We start from the raw sequence: 18,899 nt of genomic DNA on the forward strand, positions 1-18,899 counted from the left end.
GTCAAATTATCCGGGAAACAATTGCTGCAGCGCAATAATCCTTGCCCGATAATCCGCGGCCCCGGTCACCGCGCTGACCACCGCGACGCTGCCGACGCCCGTCGCCAGCACGGCCGGCAGCGTGTCCGGCCCGACCCCGCCGATCGCGACGAGCGGCGCCTGCGCGCCCGCGAAGCGCGCGTAGCGGGCGATCCGGGCGAGCCCCTGCGGCGGCGCGGCGACTGCCTTGGTCGTGGTCGCGAACACCGGCCCGAGCGCGAGATAGCTCGGGCGCACGTGCAGCGCGCGCAACATTTCGTAATATCCGTGACTCGACAGGCCCAGCCGCAGCCCCGCGCGCGCGATCGCCGCAAGGTCGGCCGTCTCGAGGTCCTCCTGGCCCAGATGCACGCCGTATGCCCCTGCTTCCACGGCAATCTGCCAGTAATCGTTGATGAACACGCGCGCGTCCGGACGGCGGCGCCCCGCGGCAACCGCGCGCTCGATTTCCGCGCGCAGCAGATCCGGCGCGGCGCCCTTCACGCGCAGCTGCACGGTCAGCACGCCGCAGTCCAGCACCCGCTCGACCCATTCCGCGCTCGGCACGACCGGATACAGGCCGAGCCGCGCGGGACACGGCGGGAAGGCCGGCTCGGGCGCGGGCGGCAGCCCGGCGACGCGCGGGAATCGTGCCGGGTCGACGGGCCAGGGGTCCGCGTCGCCGGTTTCGTCGCCGTCGCGCCACGCGAGCGCGAGCACCAGCGCGTCGGGCGGCGCGAAGCCGCAATCGAGGAACGCGGCGAGCGCGGGCATCCAGTCGTCCGCGAGCGGATGGGCACCTTCGAGCGCATGGCGCGCGCCGGCGGCATGCAGCACCGCGCCGCGCTCGTCGAATTCGATCGCGACCGCGTCGGCGGACGCCGGGCGCGATGCGGCCGACGCGCGCACCTGGGCCGCCCGGTCGCCGGCCGACACGATCAGCACGTCGCCGTCGGCCGGCAGGTCGGGCGGCGCGACGCACAACCGCCACGACGCCGCGCCGCGCGGCCACTCGCCGAGCCGCGCGCGAATCCGCTCGGCCGCCTCCGTCAGCTCGTCCGCGGGCGGCCAGAATGCGGCGGCCAGCCCCGCGCTCACGCGCCGCCCCCGTCCTGGTGCCAGAACGGCATGCCGACGACCGGCGTGCTCGCGTGCGCGGTTTCGCGCGCATCCATCGGCCCCGCGAGGTACGCGGCCCGGCCGGCGGCGACGCCCTGCGCGAATGCGCGCGCCATGATTTCCGGATGGGTCGCCTGCGACACCGCCGTGTTCAGCAGCACGCCGTCGAAGCCCCACTCCATCACCTGGCACGCGTGCGACGGCACGCCGAGCCCCGCGTCGACGATCAGCGGCACGTCCGGCAGCCGCTCGCGCAGCACGCGCAGCCCGTACGGGTTCACGACGCCCTTGCCGGTGCCGATCGGCGCGCCCCACGGCATCAGCGCCTCGCAGCCGACGTCGAGCAGGCGCCGGCCGATCACGAGATCCTCGGTGCAGTACGGCAGCACCTTGAAGCCGTCCTTGACCAGTTGCGCGGCGGCCTCGATCAGGCCGACCGGGTCGGGCTGCAGCGTGTAGTCGTCGCCGATCAGCTCGAGCTTGATCCAGTCGGTCTCGAACACCTCGCGCGCCATGTGCGCGGTGGTCACCGCCTCGGCGACGGTCTGGCAGCCGGCCGTATTCGGCAACAGCGGCACCGCGTGACGCTTGAGCAGGTCGAAGAAGCCGGCTTCGGCGGTGCCGCCGCTCATCTGGCGGCGCAGCGCGACCGTCAGGAGGCCGGGCTGCGCAGCCGCGATCGAATCGGACAGCGACTGCAGCGACGGATAGCGCGACGTGCCGAGCAGCACGCGGCTTGCGAAAGTTTCGCCGTACAGCGTCAGCGCATCGGCGCAAGGGAGGGACGTCATCTCGTGTTCCTGGAAAAGATCGGGGATGCACCGGCGGCGCTCAGCCGCCCGCGACGGGGTGCACGACGTCGAGCTTGTCGCCCGCGGCGAGCGCGCGCGCCGCATGCTGCGCGCGCGCGACGAACGTGCCGTTCAGCGCGACCGCGAACGGCGGCCGCGCGCCGTACGCGGCGAGCGCGTCGGCAACCGTCGCGCCGTCGGGCAGCGTGAGGGTCTGCTGATTGATCTGAATATTCATGGCTTGCTTCGTCGAATACGGGAGGCGACGCGCGTCAGGCCGGCTGGCGCGCAACGTCGCGGTGATGAAGGAGATCCGGCCAGCGTGCCGCGCCGCGCCACGCGGCGAACGCATCCGCGCCGCCGAACGTGCCTCCGGGCGCGCCGGACGGCGCGCCGGACAGCGCCGCCTCGGCGAACGCGACCGCCGCGTGCGCGACCTCCGGCGCGATCATGAAGCCGTGCCGGTACAGGCCGTTGACGGCAAGCGTCGCGGCGCCGTCCCAGATCAGCGCCGGGCGATGGTCGGGCAGCGTCGGCCGGCACTGCGAATTCAGTTCGAGGATGCGCGCCTCGCCGAACGCCGGATGCACGGAGAACGCGGCGCTCAGCAGCTCCAGCGCGGAGCGCACGCTGACGGGCGACATGTCCTCGCCCTCCACTTCGGTCGCGCCGATCACGTACAGGTCGTCCTGCTTCGGCGCGATGTACAGCGGATAGCGCGGATGCAGCAGCCGCACCGGCCGCGTCAGGCCGATGCCCGGCGCATGCACGCGCGCGACTTCGCCGCGGATGCCGCGCAGCGCGGGCAGCACCGGCTTCGCGCCGAGCCCGCGGCAGTCGATCGTGAAATGCGCGTCCGGCAGGTTGCGCGCGTCGATCGCGACGTGCCAGTGCGTGGCGACGCCGCGCTGCGCGAGGCCCGCGGCAATGGCGCGCAGCGCCTGTCGGTTGTCGAGCTGGCCTTCGCGCGGCAGCAGCAGGCCCCGCGCGAAGCGGCCCGCGAGCGCCGGCTCGGCCGCATCGACCTGCGCGCCGGCAAGCGTGACGAGGCCGCCGTCGAGCAGTGCGGCCGGCGCGTTCGCGCGCACGCGCCGCTCGAACAGCGGCGCCTCGGCGCGATCCGCGTGATGCCAGACGACGAGCGTGCCGTGGTGCTGGAAGAACACCGGCTCGGGAAGTTCGGCGAGCCACTGCGGCCACCGTGCGAGCGACGCCACGCCCAGCTCGGTGATCAGCCGTTCCGCGCTGGCCGCCTCGGCGAGCGGCGCGAGCATCGCGGCCGCGATCCACGCGGCCGACTGCTCGCCGTCGGGGCCGCCGCGCTCGTAGAGCGCGACGCGATGCCCGTTGCCCGCGAGCCGCCACGCGATCAGGCGGCCGACGAGGCCGCCGCCCAGCACGGCGAAATCCGGACGAGAGGTCGGCGTGCTCATCGGACGCCCTCCCCGCGAAAAGCGCGTCCATGCGGAGCGGACACGCGTGCGTGATCCCGTGCGAACGCGCGCGGGGCGGGACAAAAGACTGAAGATTGATCGGCCATCGAATCCTTCCGTAACGCGCGTCGCGCGTACCCAAAAGGACGAAACCGGCAGCAAAGGCCGGCCGGACGGAACAGCGCGCTGGCAATGGGGACGCAGCCAGCGCAGCCCGGCGGGATCGGAAACTTCCCGCGCCGGTATTACCCGGATCGGGTGCGAAGGGTCTCTCTCAGCCTCGCTGCGGCGCCGGTATCTCTGCCGGCCGTGCACGAAGCACCCCTGTTTCGTCGACGGCCATTAGACCATAAAAGCGGAAATCGCCGCAAACTGTCCCCGGTCGGCAATTTCACCGATGCCGCGCGCCGCTCTGGCACAATGCCCGCAGGCCGGTGCGCTTGGGCGCGCCGGTTGCCGTTTCACCGCTGGCCGTTAAGACCCGTTTAAGACGGGCGGACCACAATGCGCGACGCCCGCCGTCATGCGGCACCTTTTCCCGGCCCGCCGTTTCGCGGCGCGCACCCGGCACCGCCCGGCCTGCGCGCCGGCTACACATCAGGAAGCACATGACCCAATCGACCCATACCGCCCCCGACGCGCCGCAGGACGAGCGCCCGGTTTCCGCGTGGAGCCTCATCAAGCCCTACTGGGTCTCGTCCGAATGGAAAGTCGCGTGGGGATTGCTCGTCACGATCGTCGTGATCAATCTCTGCGTCGTCTGGATCAACGTCAAGCTGAACCAGTGGAACGCGCAGTTCTACAACGCGCTGCAGGCGAAGAACGTCCACGACTTCCCCGGTCTGCTGATGCAGTTCTCGGCGCTCGCGTTCGGCTTCATCATCCTCGCCGTGTATGGACGCTACCTGCGCCAGATGCTCGGGTTCCGCTGGCGGCAATGGCTGACCAACCGCTTTCTGAACGAATGGCTCGGCGATCGCGCGTTCTACCGGATCGAGCGCGACCGCCTCGCCGACAACCCCGACCAGCGGATTACCGACGACCTGCAATCGTTCGCGACGACGACGCTCTCGCTGTCGCTCGACTTGCTGTCGACGATCGTCACGCTGGTGTCGTTCATCACGATCCTGTGGTCGCTCGCCGGCGCGCTGACGTTCACGCTCGGCGGCACGCCGATCGCAATTCCCGGCTACATGGTGTGGGCGGCCGCGCTGTACGCGGTGGTCGGCTCGCTGATCATCCAGAAGGTCGGCCATCCGCTCGTGTCGATCAACTACCAGCAGCAGCGCGTCGAGGCGGACTTCCGCTTCGGGCTGATCCGCGTGCGCGAGAACGCCGAGCAGATCGCGTTCTACGACGGCGAGCAGACCGAGACCGGCAACGCGCGAAACCTGTTCATGCGCATCCGCGACAACTGGTGGCGCGTGATGAAGTACACGAAGCGGCTCACGTTCGTGCTGAGCTTCTACGGGCAGATCGCGATCATCTTCCCGCTCGTCGTGGCCGCGCCGCGCTACTTCGCGGGCGCGTTCTCGTTCGGCGTGCTGATGCAGATCTCGTCCGCGTTCAACACCGTCAGCGACTCGTTCTCGTGGTTCATCAACAGTTACAGCACGCTCGTCGAATGGCGCGCGACCGTCAACCGTCTGCGCGAATTCAAGCGCGTGATGCGCGCGTCGCACCTGAAGGAAAGCGTGTCGCCCGCGACCGAGCACGGCGGCATCAACCTGCATTACGTCGATAGCGAGCGTCTGTCGACGTCGTCGCTCAAGCTCGCGCTGCCGAACGGCAACGCGCTCGCCGACATCGGCAGCGTCACGATCGAGCCCGGCTCGCGCTGGCTCGTGATCGGCAAGTCGGGCTCCGGCAAGAGCACGTTCATGCGTGCGCTCGCGGGGCTATGGCCGTTCGGCGACGGCGCGATCGACGCGCCGGTCAGCGCGCGGATGATGTTCGTGCCGCAGACGAGCTACCTGCCGATCGGCACGCTGAAGGCCGCGCTCACCTATCCGGCCACGGCCGACGCTTACAGCGACGACGCATGCCGCGACGCGCTGCGCGCGTGCCGGCTCGAGGAGTACGTCGACCGGCTCGGCGAGACCGCGCACTGGACCCGCGTACTGTCGCCGGGCGAGCAGCAGCGTCTTGCCGGCGCGCGCGTGCTGCTGCACAAGCCGGACTTCCTGTTCCTCGACGAAGCGACGAGCGCGCTCGACGCCGACAACGAAGCGCGCCTCTATCACCTGTTCAACGAGCGGCTGCCGCAGGCCGCGATCGTCAGCATCGCGCACCGCGAATCGCTCGCGGCGTACCACGGCGGCACGATCAACGTCGAACGCGTGAGCGACAGCGACAAGGTCGCCGCGTAGCGCCCTGTAACGCTGCGCTCCTGCATGGCGCGGCATTCCTGACTAGCGCTGCACTCGTTATGCAGCGAAGCAACGAGCCGGCGCGCTGCACCGGCTCGCCGTCCCTTCTGCCCTACCCGCCCGCAGCCGCGATCGGCGCCGACACGATCGGCACATGCGACACGCCTTCGTGCGACAACCGGCTTTCGAACAACGTCAGCGCTTCGAAGCGCAGCGCGAGCGGCCGGCCGATCGCGCCGCCATGCGCGGGCTGCCCGACCGCGTAGTGCGGCAGCCGCGCGAGCGTCACGTGCGGCCGGAACGGCCGGCGATCGGTCGGCATGCCGAGCTCGCGCAACACCGCAGACAACGCCGCGTTCAGCGCCGCGCACGCGGGATCGGCCGCGAGTTCGGCCACGATCAGCCTGGCGCGCGGCAGACTCGGCCACCACGCAAGCCGCTCGACCTGCTGCAGCGGCAACGCGTGCTCGGCCGCCAGCGCCGGCAGCCGCGCGGCGAGCGCGTCGCACCGGTCGCGCTCGATCGCGCCGAGAAACGCGAGCGTCACGTGCAGCTGCTCCAGCTGCGTGCGCCGCGCGCCGCGCGCGACCGGCAGCGCGTGCAATGCGTCGCGCGACGCCGCGTCGGGCATCAGCGCGACGAATGCACGGAGCCGGTCGCCGTTCATGATTCGCGCGCCGCGACGCGCGGGTCGGCCAGCGCATCGGCGCCGGCCGGCAGCACGCATGCGCGTGCCGGGATCGTGTGGCGCGCGAACGCCGGCTTAGCGATGCGCTGCCGGCGATAGTCTCCCCACGCGGCACGCGCATGCTTGCCGGGCGCGAGGCTCGCAACGAAGTTGACGACCGCCATCGCCGGCACGATCCCGTAGGCGGCGTTGAACAGACCAGGCACGGATGCGCTCATCCTCAATCCTTCTACAGGGCTCGGTCATATGCGCCGGCCGCGCGAACGCCGCCGTCGGGACGACATGATCGGATCGGGCAGCCCGCCCGAAAACCGCAAACGGAAACGATCGGCGCTCGCATGACATCGCGACCCGATGTGATCAGATTAGGCGACGCATCGCGAAGATGCGTCGACGCGCACGATGCGACCGCGCACCACGGGCGGTCGGCTGCCATAAAAAAACGGGCGCCCTCGCGGACGCCCGTCTCGTCGAAACCTGCTCGCGGCCGAAATCAGCGCGGCAGTTCCGAATGCCCCATCAGGTACGCATCGACCGACCGCGCGCATTGCCGGCCTTCGCGGATCGCCCACACCACGAGCGACTGGCCGCGGCGCATGTCGCCCGCCGCGAACACCTTGTCGACCGACGTGTAGTACGCGCGATCGCCTTCGGTCGCCGCACGCGCGTTGCCGCGCGCGTCCTTGTCGACGCCGAATGCCTCGAGCACCGGAGAAGCCGGCTGCGTGAAGCCCATCGCGAGCAGCACCAGGTCGGCCTTCATCTCGAATTCCGAGCCCGGCACTTCCTGCATCTTGCCGTCCTTCCACTCGACGCGCGCCGCGATCAGCTTCTCGACCTTGCCGTTCTTGCCTTCGAAGCGCTTCGTCGCGACCGCCCAGTCGCGCTCGCAGCCTTCCTCGTGCGACGACGACGTGCGCAGCTTGATCGGCCAGTACGGCCACACGAGCGGCTTGTTTTCCTGCTCCGGCGGCTGCGGCAGCAGCTCGAACTGCGTGACGCTCTTCGCGCCATGACGGTTCGACGTGCCGACGCAGTCCGAACCCGTGTCGCCGCCGCCGATCACGACGACGTGCTTGCCCTTCGCGAGCAGCTGGTCGACGAGCTTGTCGCCTGCGTTCACGCGGTTCTGCTGCGGCAGGAAGTCCATCGCGAAGTGGATGCCGGCCAGCTCGCGGCCCGGCACCGGCAGGTCGCGCGGCGTTTCCGAGCCGCCCGCGATCACCACCGCGTCGAATTCTTCCTTCAGCGTCGCCGGTGAAATGGTTTCCTTCGCCATGTTGCCGATCGAGTCCGGCAGCGCATCCTTGCCGATGAACACGCTGGTGCGGAACGTCACGCCTTCCGCCTCCATCTGGCGCATGCGGCGGTCGATCAGCCACTTCTCGAGCTTGAAGTCGGGAATCCCGTAGCGCAGCAGGCCGCCGATCCGGTCGCTCTTCTCGAACACCGTCACGTCGTGGCCCGCGCGCGCAAGCTGCTGCGCGGCGGCGAGGCCCGCGGGGCCGGAGCCGACGACCGCGACCTTCTTGCCCGTCTTGTGCGCGGCCGGCTGCGGCTGCACCCAGCCTTCCGCCCATGCCTTGTCGATGATCGCGTGCTCGATCGACTTGATGCCGACCGGGTCGTCGTTGATCCCGAGCGTGCACGCCGCCTCGCACGGCGCCGGGCAGATGCGGCCCGTGAACTCCGGGAAATTGTTGGTCGAATGCAGGACTTCGATCGCCTGCTTCCAGTCCTGGCGATACACCAGGTCGTTGAAGTCCGGGATGATGTTGTTGACCGGGCAGCCGTTGTTGCAGAACGGGATGCCGCAATCCATGCAGCGCGCGCCCTGGACCTTCGCGTCCGCGTCGGACAGCGCCTGGACGAATTCCTTGTAGTGCTTCACGCGCGTGAGCGGTGCCTCGTACGCCTCGTGGCGGCGTTCGAACTCCAGAAAACCGGTTGCCTTGCCCATAAGGTGCTCTTCTGATTCCGTGTATCGGGTGGGGGAGCCGCGCGGCCCGTCAGGCGCGCGCGGCCTCTGCTGTGTCGTTCGTCGCTCAGGCGGCCAGTTCTTCCTTCGCCGCCTTCTTCGCGCCGATCTCGCCCAGCGCGCGCTTGTATTCGTGCGGGAACACCTTCACGAACTGGCGCCGCGCCGCGTCCCAGTTTTCCAGCAGCGATTTCGCGCGCGGCGAGCCGGTGAACTGGAAATGACGCTCGACGAGCCCCTTGAGCAGCGCTTCGTCCGTCGTGCCCGCGTGCCAGAGCGCGCGGTCGACCGTGCGCTCCTGCTCGGCCTGCTGCAGCACCGGATCGAGCGCGACCATCGACTTGTTGCACTTCGCCGCGAATGTGCCTTCCGGGTCGTACACGTACGCGACGCCGCCCGACATGCCGGCCGCGAAGTTGCGCCCCGTCTCGCCGAGCACGACGACCGTGCCGCCCGTCATGTATTCGCAGCCGTGGTCGCCCGTGCCCTCGACGACCGCCGTCGCGCCCGAGTTGCGCACGCAGAAGCGCTCGCCGGCGACGCCGCGGAAGAACGCTTCGCCTTCGATCGCGCCGTACATCACCGTGTTGCCGCAGATGATGTTTTCCTCGGACTTGCCGCGGAAGTCGTTGGTCGGGCGGATGATGATCCGGCCGCCCGACAGGCCCTTGCCGACGTAGTCGTTGCCGTCGCCGACGAGATCGAGCGTCACGCCCTTCGCGAGGAACGCGCCGAAGCTCTGGCCCGCCGTGCCCTTCAGCTGGATGTGCACCGCGTCGTCGTCGAGGCCTTCGTGGCCGTGCTTCTTCGCGATCGCGCCCGACAGCATCGCGCCGACCGTGCGGTTCACGTTGCGCACCGGCTGGATGAACGATACGTGCTCGCCGTTCTCGATCGCCGCCTTCGCCTTCTCGATCAGCACATGGTCGAGCGCGCGTTCGAGGCCGTGGTCCTGCACGTCGACGTGACGCGGCGCGACGTCCTCGCAGTCTTCCGGCTGGTGGAACACGCGCGAGAAGTCGAGACCCTTCGCCTTCCAGTGCTCGATGCCCTTGCGGGTGTCGAGCAGGTCGGCGCGGCCGACGAGGTCGTCGAACTTCGCGATGCCGAGCTGCGCCATGATCTCGCGCACTTCCTCGGCGACGAAGAAGAAGTAGTTGACGACGTGTTCCGGCTGGCCCGAGAACTTCGCGCGCAGCACCGGGTCCTGCGTCGCGACGCCGACCGGGCACGTGTTCAGGTGGCACTTGCGCATCATGATGCAGCCCTCGACGACGAGCGGCGCCGTCGCGAAGCCGAATTCGTCCGCGCCGAGCAGCGCGCCGATCACGACGTCGCGGCCGGTCTTCATCTGGCCGTCGGCCTGCACGCGGATGCGGCCGCGCAGGCGGTTCAGCACGAGCGTCTGCTGCGTTTCGGCGAGGCCGAGCTCCCACGGCGTGCCCGCGTGCTTGACCGACGACAGCGGCGACGCGCCGGTGCCGCCGTCATGGCCGGCGATCACGACGTGATCGGCCTTCGCCTTCGCGACGCCCGCCGCGACCGTGCCGACGCCCACTTCCGACACGAGCTTCACCGAGATGCTCGAGCTCGGGTTCACGTTCTTCAGGTCGTGGATCAGCTGCGCCAGATCCTCGATCGAGTAGATGTCGTGGTGCGGCGGCGGCGAGATCAGGCCGACGCCCGGCACCGAGTAGCGCAGCTTGCCGATGTAGTCGGACACCTTGTGGCCCGGCAACTGGCCGCCTTCGCCCGGCTTCGCGCCCTGCGCCATCTTGATCTGGATCTGGTCGGCCGATGCCAGGTACTCGGCCGTCACGCCGAAGCGGCCCGACGCGACCTGCTTGATCTTCGAGCGCAGCGAATCGCCGTCCTTCAGCGGGATGTCGCTGACGATCTCGTCGCCGATCACCGACTTCAGCGACTCGCCCGACTTGATCGGAATGCCGCGCAGCTCGTTGCGGTAGCGCTTCTCGTCCTCGCCGCCCTCGCCGGTGTTCGACTTGCCGCCGATCCGGTTCATCGCGATCGCGAGCGTCGCGTGCGCTTCGGTGCTGATCGAGCCGAGCGACATCGCGCCCGTCGCGAAGCGCTTGACGATGTCCTTCGCCGGCTCGACTTCGTCGATCGGAATCGCCTTCGCCGGCGACACCTTGAACTCGAACAGGCCGCGGAACGTCATGTGGCGCTTCGTCTGATCGTTGATCAGGTGCGCGTACTCCTTGTACGTCTGGTACGAGTTGCTGCGCGTCGCGTGCTGCAGCTTCGCGATCGAATCCGGCGTCCACATGTGGTCCTCGCCGCGCACGCGATACGCGTACTCGCCGCCCGCATCGAGCATGTCGCGCAGCACCGGGTTGTCGCCGAACGCGTCGCGGTGCAGGCGGATCGCCTCTTCCGCGACTTCGAACAGGCCGATGCCGCCGACCTTCGACGCCGTGCCCTTGAAGTACTTCTCGACGAGGTCGGTCGCGAGGCCGAGCGCTTCGAAGATCTGCGCGCCCGTGTACGACATGTACGTCGAGATGCCCATCTTCGACATGACCTTCTGCAGGCCCTTGCCGACCGCCTTCGTGAAGTTGTACACCGCCTTTTCCGGCGACAGGTCGCCCTTCAGGCCGTCGGCCATCTGCGCGAGCGTTTCCATCGCGAGGTACGGGTGGACCGCTTCCGCGCCGTAGCCGGCGAGCAGCGCGAAGTGGTGCGTCTCGCGCGCCGAACCCGTCTCGACGACGAGGCCCGTGCTGGTGCGCAGCCCCTGCTGGACGAGGTGCGTGTGGATCGCCGAGGTCGCGAGCAGCGCGGGAATCGCGACGTGCTCGGCGTCGGTCTTGCGGTCCGACACGATCAGGATGTTGTAGCCCGACTTCACCGCGTCGACGGCTTCCGCGCACAGCGACGCGAGGCGCGCCTCGATGCCGGCCTTGCCCCACGCGACCGGGTAGCAGATGCTCAGCTCGTACGAGCTGAACTTGCCGCCCGTGTACTGGTCGATCGCGCGGATCTTCGCGATGTCCTTGAAGTCCAGCACCGGCTGCGACACTTCGAGCCGCATCGGCGGGTTGATGTTGTTCGTGTCGAGCAGGTTCGGCTTCGGGCCGATGAACGACACGAGCGACATCACCATGTTCTCGCGGATCGGGTCGATCGGCGGGTTCGTGACCTGCGCGAACAGCTGCTTGAAGTAGTGATAGAGCGTCTTGTTCTTGTTCGACATCACCGCGAGCGGCGAGTCGTTGCCCATCGAGCCGACTGCTTCCTCGCCCTGCTGCGCCATCGGCGCCATCAGGAACTTCAGGTCTTCCTGCGTATAGCCGAACGCCTGCTGGCGGTCGAGCAGCGTCGCGCCCTGGCTGCGGCCGGCCGCGACCTCTTCCGCCTTCGGCTCGATCTCGTCGAGCTTGATGCGCACGGCGTCGATCCAGCTCTTGTACGGCTTCGCGTTCGCGAGGTTGTCCTTGAGCTCCTTGTCATCGATGATGCGGCCGTGCTCCATGTCGATCAGGAACATCTTGCCCGGCTGCAGGCGCCACTTCTTGACGATCTTCGATTCGGGGATCGGCAGCGTGCCGGCTTCCGACGCCATGATCACGAGGTCGTCGTCGGTCACGATGTAGCGCGCCGGGCGCAGGCCGTTGCGGTCGAGCGTCGCGCCGATCTGGCGGCCGTCGGTGAACGCGATCGCGGCGGGGCCGTCCCACGGCTCCATCATCGCGGCGTGGTATTCGTAGAACGCGCGGCGGTTCTCGTCCATCAGCGTGTGCTGCTCCCACGCTTCCGGGATCATCATCATCACCGCGTGCACGAGCGGATAGCCGGCCATGACGAGCAGTTCGAGACAGTTGTCGAACGAAGCCGTATCCGACTGGCCCGGGTAGATCAGCGGCCAGAGCTTCGGCAGGTCGTCGCCGAGCACGTGGCTCGCGATCGCGCCGGTGCGGGCGTTCAGCCAGTTGACGTTGCCCTTCACGGTGTTGATCTCGCCGTTGTGCGCGATCATCCGGTACGGGTGGGCCAGCTCCCAGGCCGGGAACGTGTTGGTCGAGAAGCGCTGGTGCACGAGCGCGAGCGCCGACACGACGCGCGTGTCCTGCAGGTCGCGGTAGTACACGCCGACCTGGCCGGCCAGCAGCAGGCCCTTGTAGACGATCGTGCGCGCCGACATCGACGGCACGAAGTATTCCTTGCCGTGCTTCAGCTTGAGCGCCTGGATCCGGTGGCTGGCGGTCTTGCGGATCACGTAGAGCTTACGCTCGAGCGCATCCGTCACCATGATGTCCTTGCCGCGGCCGATGAAGATCTGGCGGATCAGCGGCTCGGTCGCCTTCACGGTCGGCGAGATCGGCATCGCGTGGTCGACCGGCACGTCGCGCCAGCCCAGCACCACCTGACCCTCGGCCTTCACGGTGCGCTCGAGCTCCTGCTCGCACGCGATCCGCGACGCGTTTTCCTTCGGCAGGAAGATCATCCCCACGCCGTACTCGCCGGCGGGCGGCAGCGTCACGCCCTGCTTCGCCATTTCCTCACGGTAGAACGCATCCGGAATCTGGATCAGGATCCCCGCGCCGTCGCCCATCAGCGGATCGGCGCCGACCGCGCCGCGGTGGTCGAGATTCTCGAGGATCTTCAGACCCTGTTCGATGATCTCGTGGCTCTTCTTGCCCTTGATGTGAGCGACGAAGCCGACGCCGCAGGCGTCGTGTTCGTTTTGCGGGTCGTACAGACCTTGCGCGGCGGGCACCGCGGTGAGCGGCTGCTGGTGGTCGTTCATGGGGACACCGTCGTAAAGGGGCCTCGAGGGCCGTTGAACCATTTTCTTGTTGCCGCCGTTACCCGCTCCCGGCAGGAGTCGGCGCGGCCGACAGTGGGCTGGGCAGGCTTCGCCCGGAACCACCGGAATTCGGAATATACGCGACGAATCAAAGGAATAGCAACAAAAACCGCTTGATATGACCCCACTTAAACAGATGCATCGATCTGGTGCCGTTTTATTGGGGCCGTATCGTTTTGGTGCAAAAAGAAGCGGCGCCCGCGGCGCCGCCTCCTGGTCCGCCTGCCCGCGCTTTATTGCTGGATCGGCGGCGTGTTCTCGCGCACCTTTCGAGGGCGTCCGCGCGGCAGCGGCGACACGCGCCGGTTCGCGGTGCGCGCCGCCCATTCGCGATAGGTCTCGCCGCCGAGCACCCAGCCCTTCAGCGTCGCCTGCTGCAGCTGGTCGGCCTGCCGCTCGTCGAGCGGCTGCTCGCACAGCTCCTTGTACGCGCGCTGCCGTTCGAACGGCGTATTGCCGAGCGCCCAGTAGAGCGGGTGGTCGGTGATCAGGCTGTCGACGGTGAGCCCGACGTGATGCCGGTAGCTCGACCAGCGATAGGCGTCGGGCGTCGCGACGAGCTGCGCGCGCACCGGGCTCAGCTCGACCACGCGGCTCGCGAGCAGGAAATACCGCTCGCCTTCGATCACCGTCGCGCGATAGCGGCCTTCCCACAGGGTGCCGCGCCGCGAATAGCGGCGGTTGAAATGCGCGACGTAGCGACGTCCGACCGCCTGCATCGCCTTCGGCAGGCTGGCCTCGTCGCTCGGCGTCACGAGCAGCTGCACCTGGCGCGGCAACAGCACGTACGCGTGCACCGCCAGGTGATGATCGCGCGCCGCGGCCTTCAGGCAATCGATGAAGAGCTCGTAGTCCTGGTCGTCGACGAACGCGGGTTGCTGATCCAGGCCGCGCAATATCACGTGCTGCGGCTGGTCGGGAACGTAGAGTCGTGCTAACCGTGCCATGCTGAATGTCCGTTTGATCGCGTTAGGAAATACCCGAAGGTCCAATTGTGCGCACTTGCGTAGAATCCTCCCGCTCTCGGCGCTGAATCGTACGGTCGTGCGAATCCTAGGGAGAAAACTCTAACTTACGAGCTTGTTTGGTTTTAAACGCAGTAGTCATAATGAGCACGCCTTTGATCGGAGGAGACACAATGAAACGAAAACTGGCCATTACGGGGGCCGCAGCGCTCGCGTTCACGTTCGCGGGTGGTACGGCACACGCGCAATCCGCAGGCAGCTTCTACGTCAGCACCGGCTGGCTCCATCTTTCGCCGCAGGACAGCAGCGATCCGCTGTTCGTCTACCGCGTCGGCGGAACGCCCGTCAACCAATCCATTCCCAACACCGGCGCCGGCATCAGCGACGCCGACACGCTCGGGCTGGCCGCCGGCTACTTCGTCACCGATCACATCTCCACCGAGCTCGTCATGGGGATACCGCCGAAGTTCGACATCACCGGCAAGGGTCGGTTCGAAAATTTCGGCGTGCTCGGCCGCGCGTATCAGTGGAGCCCTGCGGTGCTGCTCCGATACCACTTCAACGAAGCCAACGCCAAGTTCCGGCCATACGTCGGCATCGGCGCGACGTACGTGTGGTTCACCGGCGCGAAGATCACGAACGGCGCGTTCGAGAACGGCGTGCTCGGCGGCCCGACCAGCGCGACGACCAGCAACCAGTGGGCGCCTGTCTTCAACGCGGGCTTCACGTACAACTTCACCAACCACTGGTTCGCCGGCCTGTCGATTTCGTACATCCCGGTGAGCGTCACCGCGACCTTCACGTCGGCGAAGCGGACCCAGGTCGGCACCCTGACCGAAACGTCAAAGGCCAAGATCAGCCTCAACCCGATCGTCACGTACCTCAACGTCGGCTACCGTTTCTAAGCGTAGTCGAATATTTGGGGAATGGTTAATCCCGCTGCAATTTGTAGCGGAATTTTCCTGGCGTTACCCTCCGCAAAGCAGAACGCCCCGGACGGAAACCCGCCGGGGCGTCGTTTTTTCGCGTCAGGTTCGCTCGCTAGAGGATTCCGTCCAGCGCATGCGGGCCAATCAGGTCGATCCGGTCGGTGCAGACCGCGTCGACGCCCCAGCGCACGAGTTCGCGCGCCCGTTCGAGGTCATTGACCGTGTAAACCAGGATGCCCAGCCCGGCCGCCTTGATTGCGCGCACGAGCGGCTCGTCGAGCCGCGTGTGATCCGCGTGCAGCGACACGCAGCCGAGCGCGTCGACCGCCTGCGCGTACCAGTCGTCCGGCACCGTCTCGTACAGCATGCCGCGCGGCAGGCCGGGCGCGGTGACGCGCGCCTGCTGCAGCGCATCGAAAGAAAACGACGACAACAGCGGCGGCACCGCGGCGCCGCGCCAGCAGGCAGCCGCATCCGCGGCCACGCGCTGCCCGGTTTCGCGATCGCGTCCCGGGCACGGCTTGATCTCGACGTTCGCCGCCAGCCCGAGCGCGACGCAGCGCGCCGCCGCCGCCTCGAACGTCGGCATCCGCTCGCCCGCGAAGCGCGCGTCGAACCACGCGCCGGCGTCGAGCGCCGCGAGCTCCGCATAGCGCATCGCGGCCGCCGGGCCGTGGCCGTCCGAGGTCCGGTCGACCGTATTGTCGTGCAGCAGGAACGTGACGTCGTCCGCCGACAGCTTCGCGTCGAATTCGACCATCGCGTGGCCGCGCCGCGCGCCTTCGTCGAGCGCGGCGAGCGTGTTCTCCGGCGCGAGCGTGCCGCCGCCGCGATGGGCGACGACGCGCGGGTACGGCCAGTCAGGGCGGAAAGTCATCGTCAGCCTCGTCGCTCGTTCGGAGGTTCGTCGGGTCAGCCGGCGCGCTTGCCGGTCTCGGGATCGAAGAAATGCAGCCGGTGCGCGGGCAGCGCGACCGCGAGCGCCGTGCCGCGCGCGGGGCGGTCCGCGTGCGGCAGGCGCACCGCGACGTCGTGCGCGCCCCAGCGGCCGTGCACGAGGTTGTCCGCGCCGAGCAGCTCGCACGAATCGACCGGCAGGGTGACATTCGGCAAGCCCGGCTGCGGCGTCATGTGCTCCGGGCGCACGCCGAGCACCCAGTCGCGGCCCGTCGCGATCTCCGTGCCGATTCCAGGCGCGCCGGCGACCGGCAGCGCGGGGCCGCCGCCTGCGACCTCGAACGTCGCGCCATCGTCCGACAGCCGCCCGTGCAGCAGGTTCATCGCCGGCGAGCCGATGAAGCCCGCGACGAACACCGTCGCCGGCTTCTCGTAGACGTCGACCGGCGCGCCGATCTGCTCCGCGTGGCCGCGGTTCATCACGATCACGCGCTGCGCGAGCGTCATCGCCTCGATCTGGTCGTGCGTCACGTATACGCTCGTCGTCGCGAGCCGCGCATGCAGCCGCTGGATTTCGAGCCGCATCTGCACGCGCAGCTTCGCGTCGAGGTTCGACAGCGGCTCATCGAACAGGAACACCGACGGCTCGCGCACGATCGCACGCCCCATCGCGACCCGCTGCCGCTGCCCGCCCGACAGCTCGCGCGGCCGCCGCGCGAGCAGCGGCTCGAGCTCGAGGATCTTCGCGGCCGAGGCGACGCGCGCGTCGATCGTCGCACGCTCGACGCCGCGGATCTTCAGCCCGTAGCCCATGTTCTGCGCGACCGTCATGTGCGGATACAGCGCATAGTTCTGGAACACCATCGCGATGTCGCGATCCTTCGGCTCGAGCGCGTTGACGACCCGCTCGCCGATCGCGATCTCGCCGTCAGTCACGCTCTCGAGCCCGGCGATCATCCGCAGGAGCGTCGACTTGCCGCAGCCCGACGGCCCGACCAGCACGATGAACTCGCCGTCGGCAATGTCGACGTCGATGCCGTGCAGCACCTGCTGCTTCCCGTCATAGGATTTCCTGACGCCTCTCAAGCTCAGCGCAGCCATACGTCGTCCTTCTCCTCGTAGCGTGTCCGTGGTTACTTTTCAGAATCGACGAGGCCGCGCACGAACCAGCGCTGCATCGCCAGCACGACGACGAGCGGCGGAATCATCGCCAGCAGCGTCGCCGCCATCACGTAATGCCATTCGGTCGCGGTGTCGCCGCTCGCGATCATCGTCTTGATGCCGACCACGGACGTCGACAGCGACGCCTCCGTCGTGATCAGGATCGGCCACAGGTACTGGTTCCACCCGTAGATGAAGGTGATCACGAACAGCGCGGCGATGCTCGTCTTCGACAGCGGCAGCACGACGTCCCAGAAGAAGCGCAGCGGCCCCGCGCCGTCGATGCGCGCCGCGTCCATCAGCTCGTCGGGCAGCGTCATGAAGAACTGGCGGAACAGGAAGGTCGCGGTCGCCGACGCGATCAGCGGCAGCGTGAGCCCCGCGTAGCTGTTGGTCATATGCAGCGTCGACACGACCTGCACGGTCGGGAAGATCCGCACCTCGACCGGCAGCATCAGCGTGACGAAGATCAGCCAGAACGCCGCATTGCGGAACGGGAAGCGGAAATAGACGATCGCGTACGCGGACAGGATCGACACCGCGATCTTGCCGACCGCGATGCCGAGCGCCATCGCGAAGCTGTTGGCGAGCAGCAGGCCGAACGGCGCGGTCGTGCCGCCGCTGCCGTGCCGCCAGATGTACGCGACGTTCTCGATGAGGTGCGTGCTCGGCACGAGCGACAACGGCACCGTGAACACTTCCTGCGCGCTCATCGTCGCCGCGCAGAACGCGACGTAGACGGGAAACACGAGCAGCGCGACGCCCGCGATCAGCACCGCGTGGCAGAACAGGTCGAAGCCCTTGCGATTCTCGATCATGCGTATTGCACCCTGCGTTCGACGAAGCGGAACTGGATCACCGTCAGCCCGACGACGATCGCCATCAGCACGACCGACTGCGCGCCCGAGCTGCCGATGTCGAGCCCCTGGAAGCCTTCCGCGAAGATCTTGTAGATCAGCGTCTTGGTGCTCTGCGCGGGGCCGCCGGCGGTCGCGGCGTCGATCACCGGGAACGTGTCGAAGAACGCGTAGACGAGGTTCACGACCAGCAGGAAGAAGCTCGTCGGCGACAGGAGCGGCAGCACCACGTGGAAGAAGCGCCGCACCGGGCCCGCGCCGTCGATCGCGGCCGCTTCCATCAGCGAGCGCGGGATCGCCTGCAGCCCCGCGTAGAAGAACAGGAAGTTGTAGCTCACCTGCTTCCACACCGACGCGAGCACGACCAGGAACATCGCCTGCCCGCCGTTCAGCGCGTGGTTCCAGACGATTCCCGACTTCGCGAGCGCATAGGTGACGAGGCCGATGCTCGGGTTGAACAGGAACGCCCACAGCACCGCGGCGATCGTCGGCGCGACCGCATACGGCCAGATCAGCAGCGTGCGGTACGCGCGCGCGCCGCGCACCACGCGGTCCGCGCACGCGGCGAGCAGCAGCGACACGACGAGCCCGCTCACGGTGACGAGCGCGCTGAACACGAGCGTCGTGCGAAACGAGTCGAGATACAGCGGATCGGCGAACAGGTGCGCGAAGTTCGCGAAGCCGACGAACTCGCTCGACGTGCCGAACGCGTCCTGCATCTGCGTCGACTGCCACAGCGCGACGCCGGCGGGCCACAGGAAGAACACGCCGGTGATCGCGAGCTGCGGCGCGATCAGCAGGTACGGCAACAGGCTCGTGCCGAAACGGGAACGGGATTGCATCGCGGAGATCCGGTCAGGCCA

General features: G+C 68.3%; 15 protein-coding genes and 1 riboswitch. Of the genes, 2 read left to right on the top strand and 13 right to left on the bottom strand.

Going from position 1 to position 18,899, the window contains the following annotated elements; genetic code table 11:
• Positions 1-6: 6 nt before the first annotated feature.
• Genes thiE through WJ35_RS09755 form a run of 4 tightly spaced genes read right to left on the bottom strand, consistent with a single transcriptional unit; the run spans position 7 to position 3,361 of the window.
• A complete protein-coding gene (gene thiE, locus WJ35_RS29860) occupies positions 7-1,116 on the bottom strand; it encodes a thiamine phosphate synthase (protein ID WP_080484276.1) in 1,110 nt (369 codons plus the stop codon).
• Complete coding sequence (locus WJ35_RS09745) at positions 1,113-1,928, bottom strand: thiazole synthase (protein ID WP_060234203.1); 816 nt, start codon at positions 1,926-1,928, stop codon at positions 1,113-1,115. The genes thiE and WJ35_RS09745 overlap by 4 nt, the downstream gene beginning before the upstream one ends.
• A 40-nt stretch (positions 1,929-1,968) precedes the next feature.
• Positions 1,969-2,166, bottom strand: a complete 198-nt coding sequence (gene thiS, locus WJ35_RS09750) for a sulfur carrier protein ThiS (RefSeq protein WP_042582940.1) — start codon at positions 2,164-2,166, stop codon at positions 1,969-1,971.
• A gap of 34 nt (positions 2,167-2,200) precedes the next feature.
• Positions 2,201-3,361, bottom strand: a complete 1,161-nt coding sequence (locus tag WJ35_RS09755) for an FAD-dependent oxidoreductase (RefSeq protein ID WP_069239094.1) — start codon at positions 3,359-3,361, stop codon at positions 2,201-2,203.
• A 214-nt stretch (positions 3,362-3,575) separates the two neighbouring features.
• Positions 3,576-3,697, bottom strand: a riboswitch (TPP riboswitch).
• Positions 3,698-3,969: 272 nt separating this feature from the next.
• On the opposite strand from WJ35_RS09755, the gene WJ35_RS09760 reads away from it, so the two are divergent.
• Entirely contained in the window at positions 3,970-5,730 is a 1,761-nt protein-coding gene (locus WJ35_RS09760; RefSeq protein WP_060234201.1) for an ABC transporter ATP-binding protein/permease, read from the top strand.
• Between the two features lie 112 nt (positions 5,731-5,842).
• Here the strand turns inward: WJ35_RS09760 and thpR are convergent, their stop codons facing one another.
• The 5 genes from thpR to WJ35_RS09785 form a co-directional block, all read right to left on the bottom strand.
• Entirely contained in the window at positions 5,843-6,397 is a 555-nt protein-coding gene (thpR, locus tag WJ35_RS09765; protein WP_069239095.1) for an RNA 2',3'-cyclic phosphodiesterase, read from the bottom strand.
• On the bottom strand, positions 6,394-6,636 hold the full coding sequence (locus WJ35_RS09770; protein ID WP_043290718.1) for a hypothetical protein: 243 nt from the start codon (positions 6,634-6,636) through the stop codon (positions 6,394-6,396). The genes thpR and WJ35_RS09770 overlap by 4 nt, the downstream gene beginning before the upstream one ends.
• Positions 6,637-6,911: 275 nt before the next feature.
• The gene (locus WJ35_RS09775; RefSeq protein WP_042582935.1) at positions 6,912-8,378 is read right to left on the bottom strand and encodes a glutamate synthase subunit beta; all 1,467 of its coding nucleotides are present in this window, start codon (positions 8,376-8,378) and stop codon (positions 6,912-6,914) included.
• 85 nt (positions 8,379-8,463) lie between these two features.
• The gene (locus WJ35_RS09780) at positions 8,464-13,167 is read right to left on the bottom strand and encodes a glutamate synthase-related protein (RefSeq protein WP_060234197.1); all 4,704 of its coding nucleotides are present in this window, start codon (positions 13,165-13,167) and stop codon (positions 8,464-8,466) included.
• 293 nt (positions 13,168-13,460) lie between these two features.
• Positions 13,461-14,174: a transposase gene (locus tag WJ35_RS09785; protein WP_010092912.1), complete on the bottom strand. Its 714-nt coding sequence runs from the start codon at positions 14,172-14,174 to the stop codon at positions 13,461-13,463.
• A 191-nt stretch (positions 14,175-14,365) separates the two neighbouring features.
• Here WJ35_RS09785 and WJ35_RS09790 point away from each other — a divergent pair, with 191 nt between their 5' ends.
• Complete coding sequence (locus WJ35_RS09790; protein WP_060234196.1) at positions 14,366-15,097, top strand: OmpW/AlkL family protein; 732 nt, start codon at positions 14,366-14,368, stop codon at positions 15,095-15,097.
• Positions 15,098-15,233: 136 nt separating this feature from the next.
• Here the strand turns inward: WJ35_RS09790 and ugpQ are convergent, their stop codons facing one another.
• The 4 genes from ugpQ to ugpA are packed head-to-tail and all read right to left on the bottom strand — an operon-like array spanning position 15,234 to position 18,878.
• A complete protein-coding gene (gene ugpQ / locus WJ35_RS09795) occupies positions 15,234-15,998 on the bottom strand; it encodes a glycerophosphodiester phosphodiesterase (RefSeq protein ID WP_060234195.1) in 765 nt (254 codons plus the stop codon).
• 35 nt (positions 15,999-16,033) lie between these two features.
• Positions 16,034-17,119, bottom strand: a complete 1,086-nt coding sequence (locus tag WJ35_RS09800; protein ID WP_060234194.1) for a sn-glycerol-3-phosphate import ATP-binding protein UgpC — start codon at positions 17,117-17,119, stop codon at positions 16,034-16,036.
• A gap of 32 nt (positions 17,120-17,151) precedes the next feature.
• Positions 17,152-17,997, bottom strand: a complete 846-nt coding sequence (gene ugpE / locus WJ35_RS09805) for a sn-glycerol-3-phosphate ABC transporter permease UgpE (RefSeq protein ID WP_060234193.1) — start codon at positions 17,995-17,997, stop codon at positions 17,152-17,154.
• Positions 17,994-18,878 carry a sn-glycerol-3-phosphate ABC transporter permease UgpA gene (gene ugpA, locus WJ35_RS09810; protein ID WP_010092917.1) on the bottom strand — a complete coding sequence of 295 codons (885 nt, stop codon included), beginning with the start codon at positions 18,876-18,878 and terminating at the stop codon, positions 17,994-17,996. Before ugpA ends, ugpE begins: the two co-directional genes overlap by 4 nt.
• Positions 18,879-18,899: the final 21 nt, after the last annotated feature.

The organism is Burkholderia ubonensis (assembly GCF_001718695.1).
Lineage (GTDB): Bacteria > Pseudomonadota > Gammaproteobacteria > Burkholderiales > Burkholderiaceae > Burkholderia > Burkholderia ubonensis_B.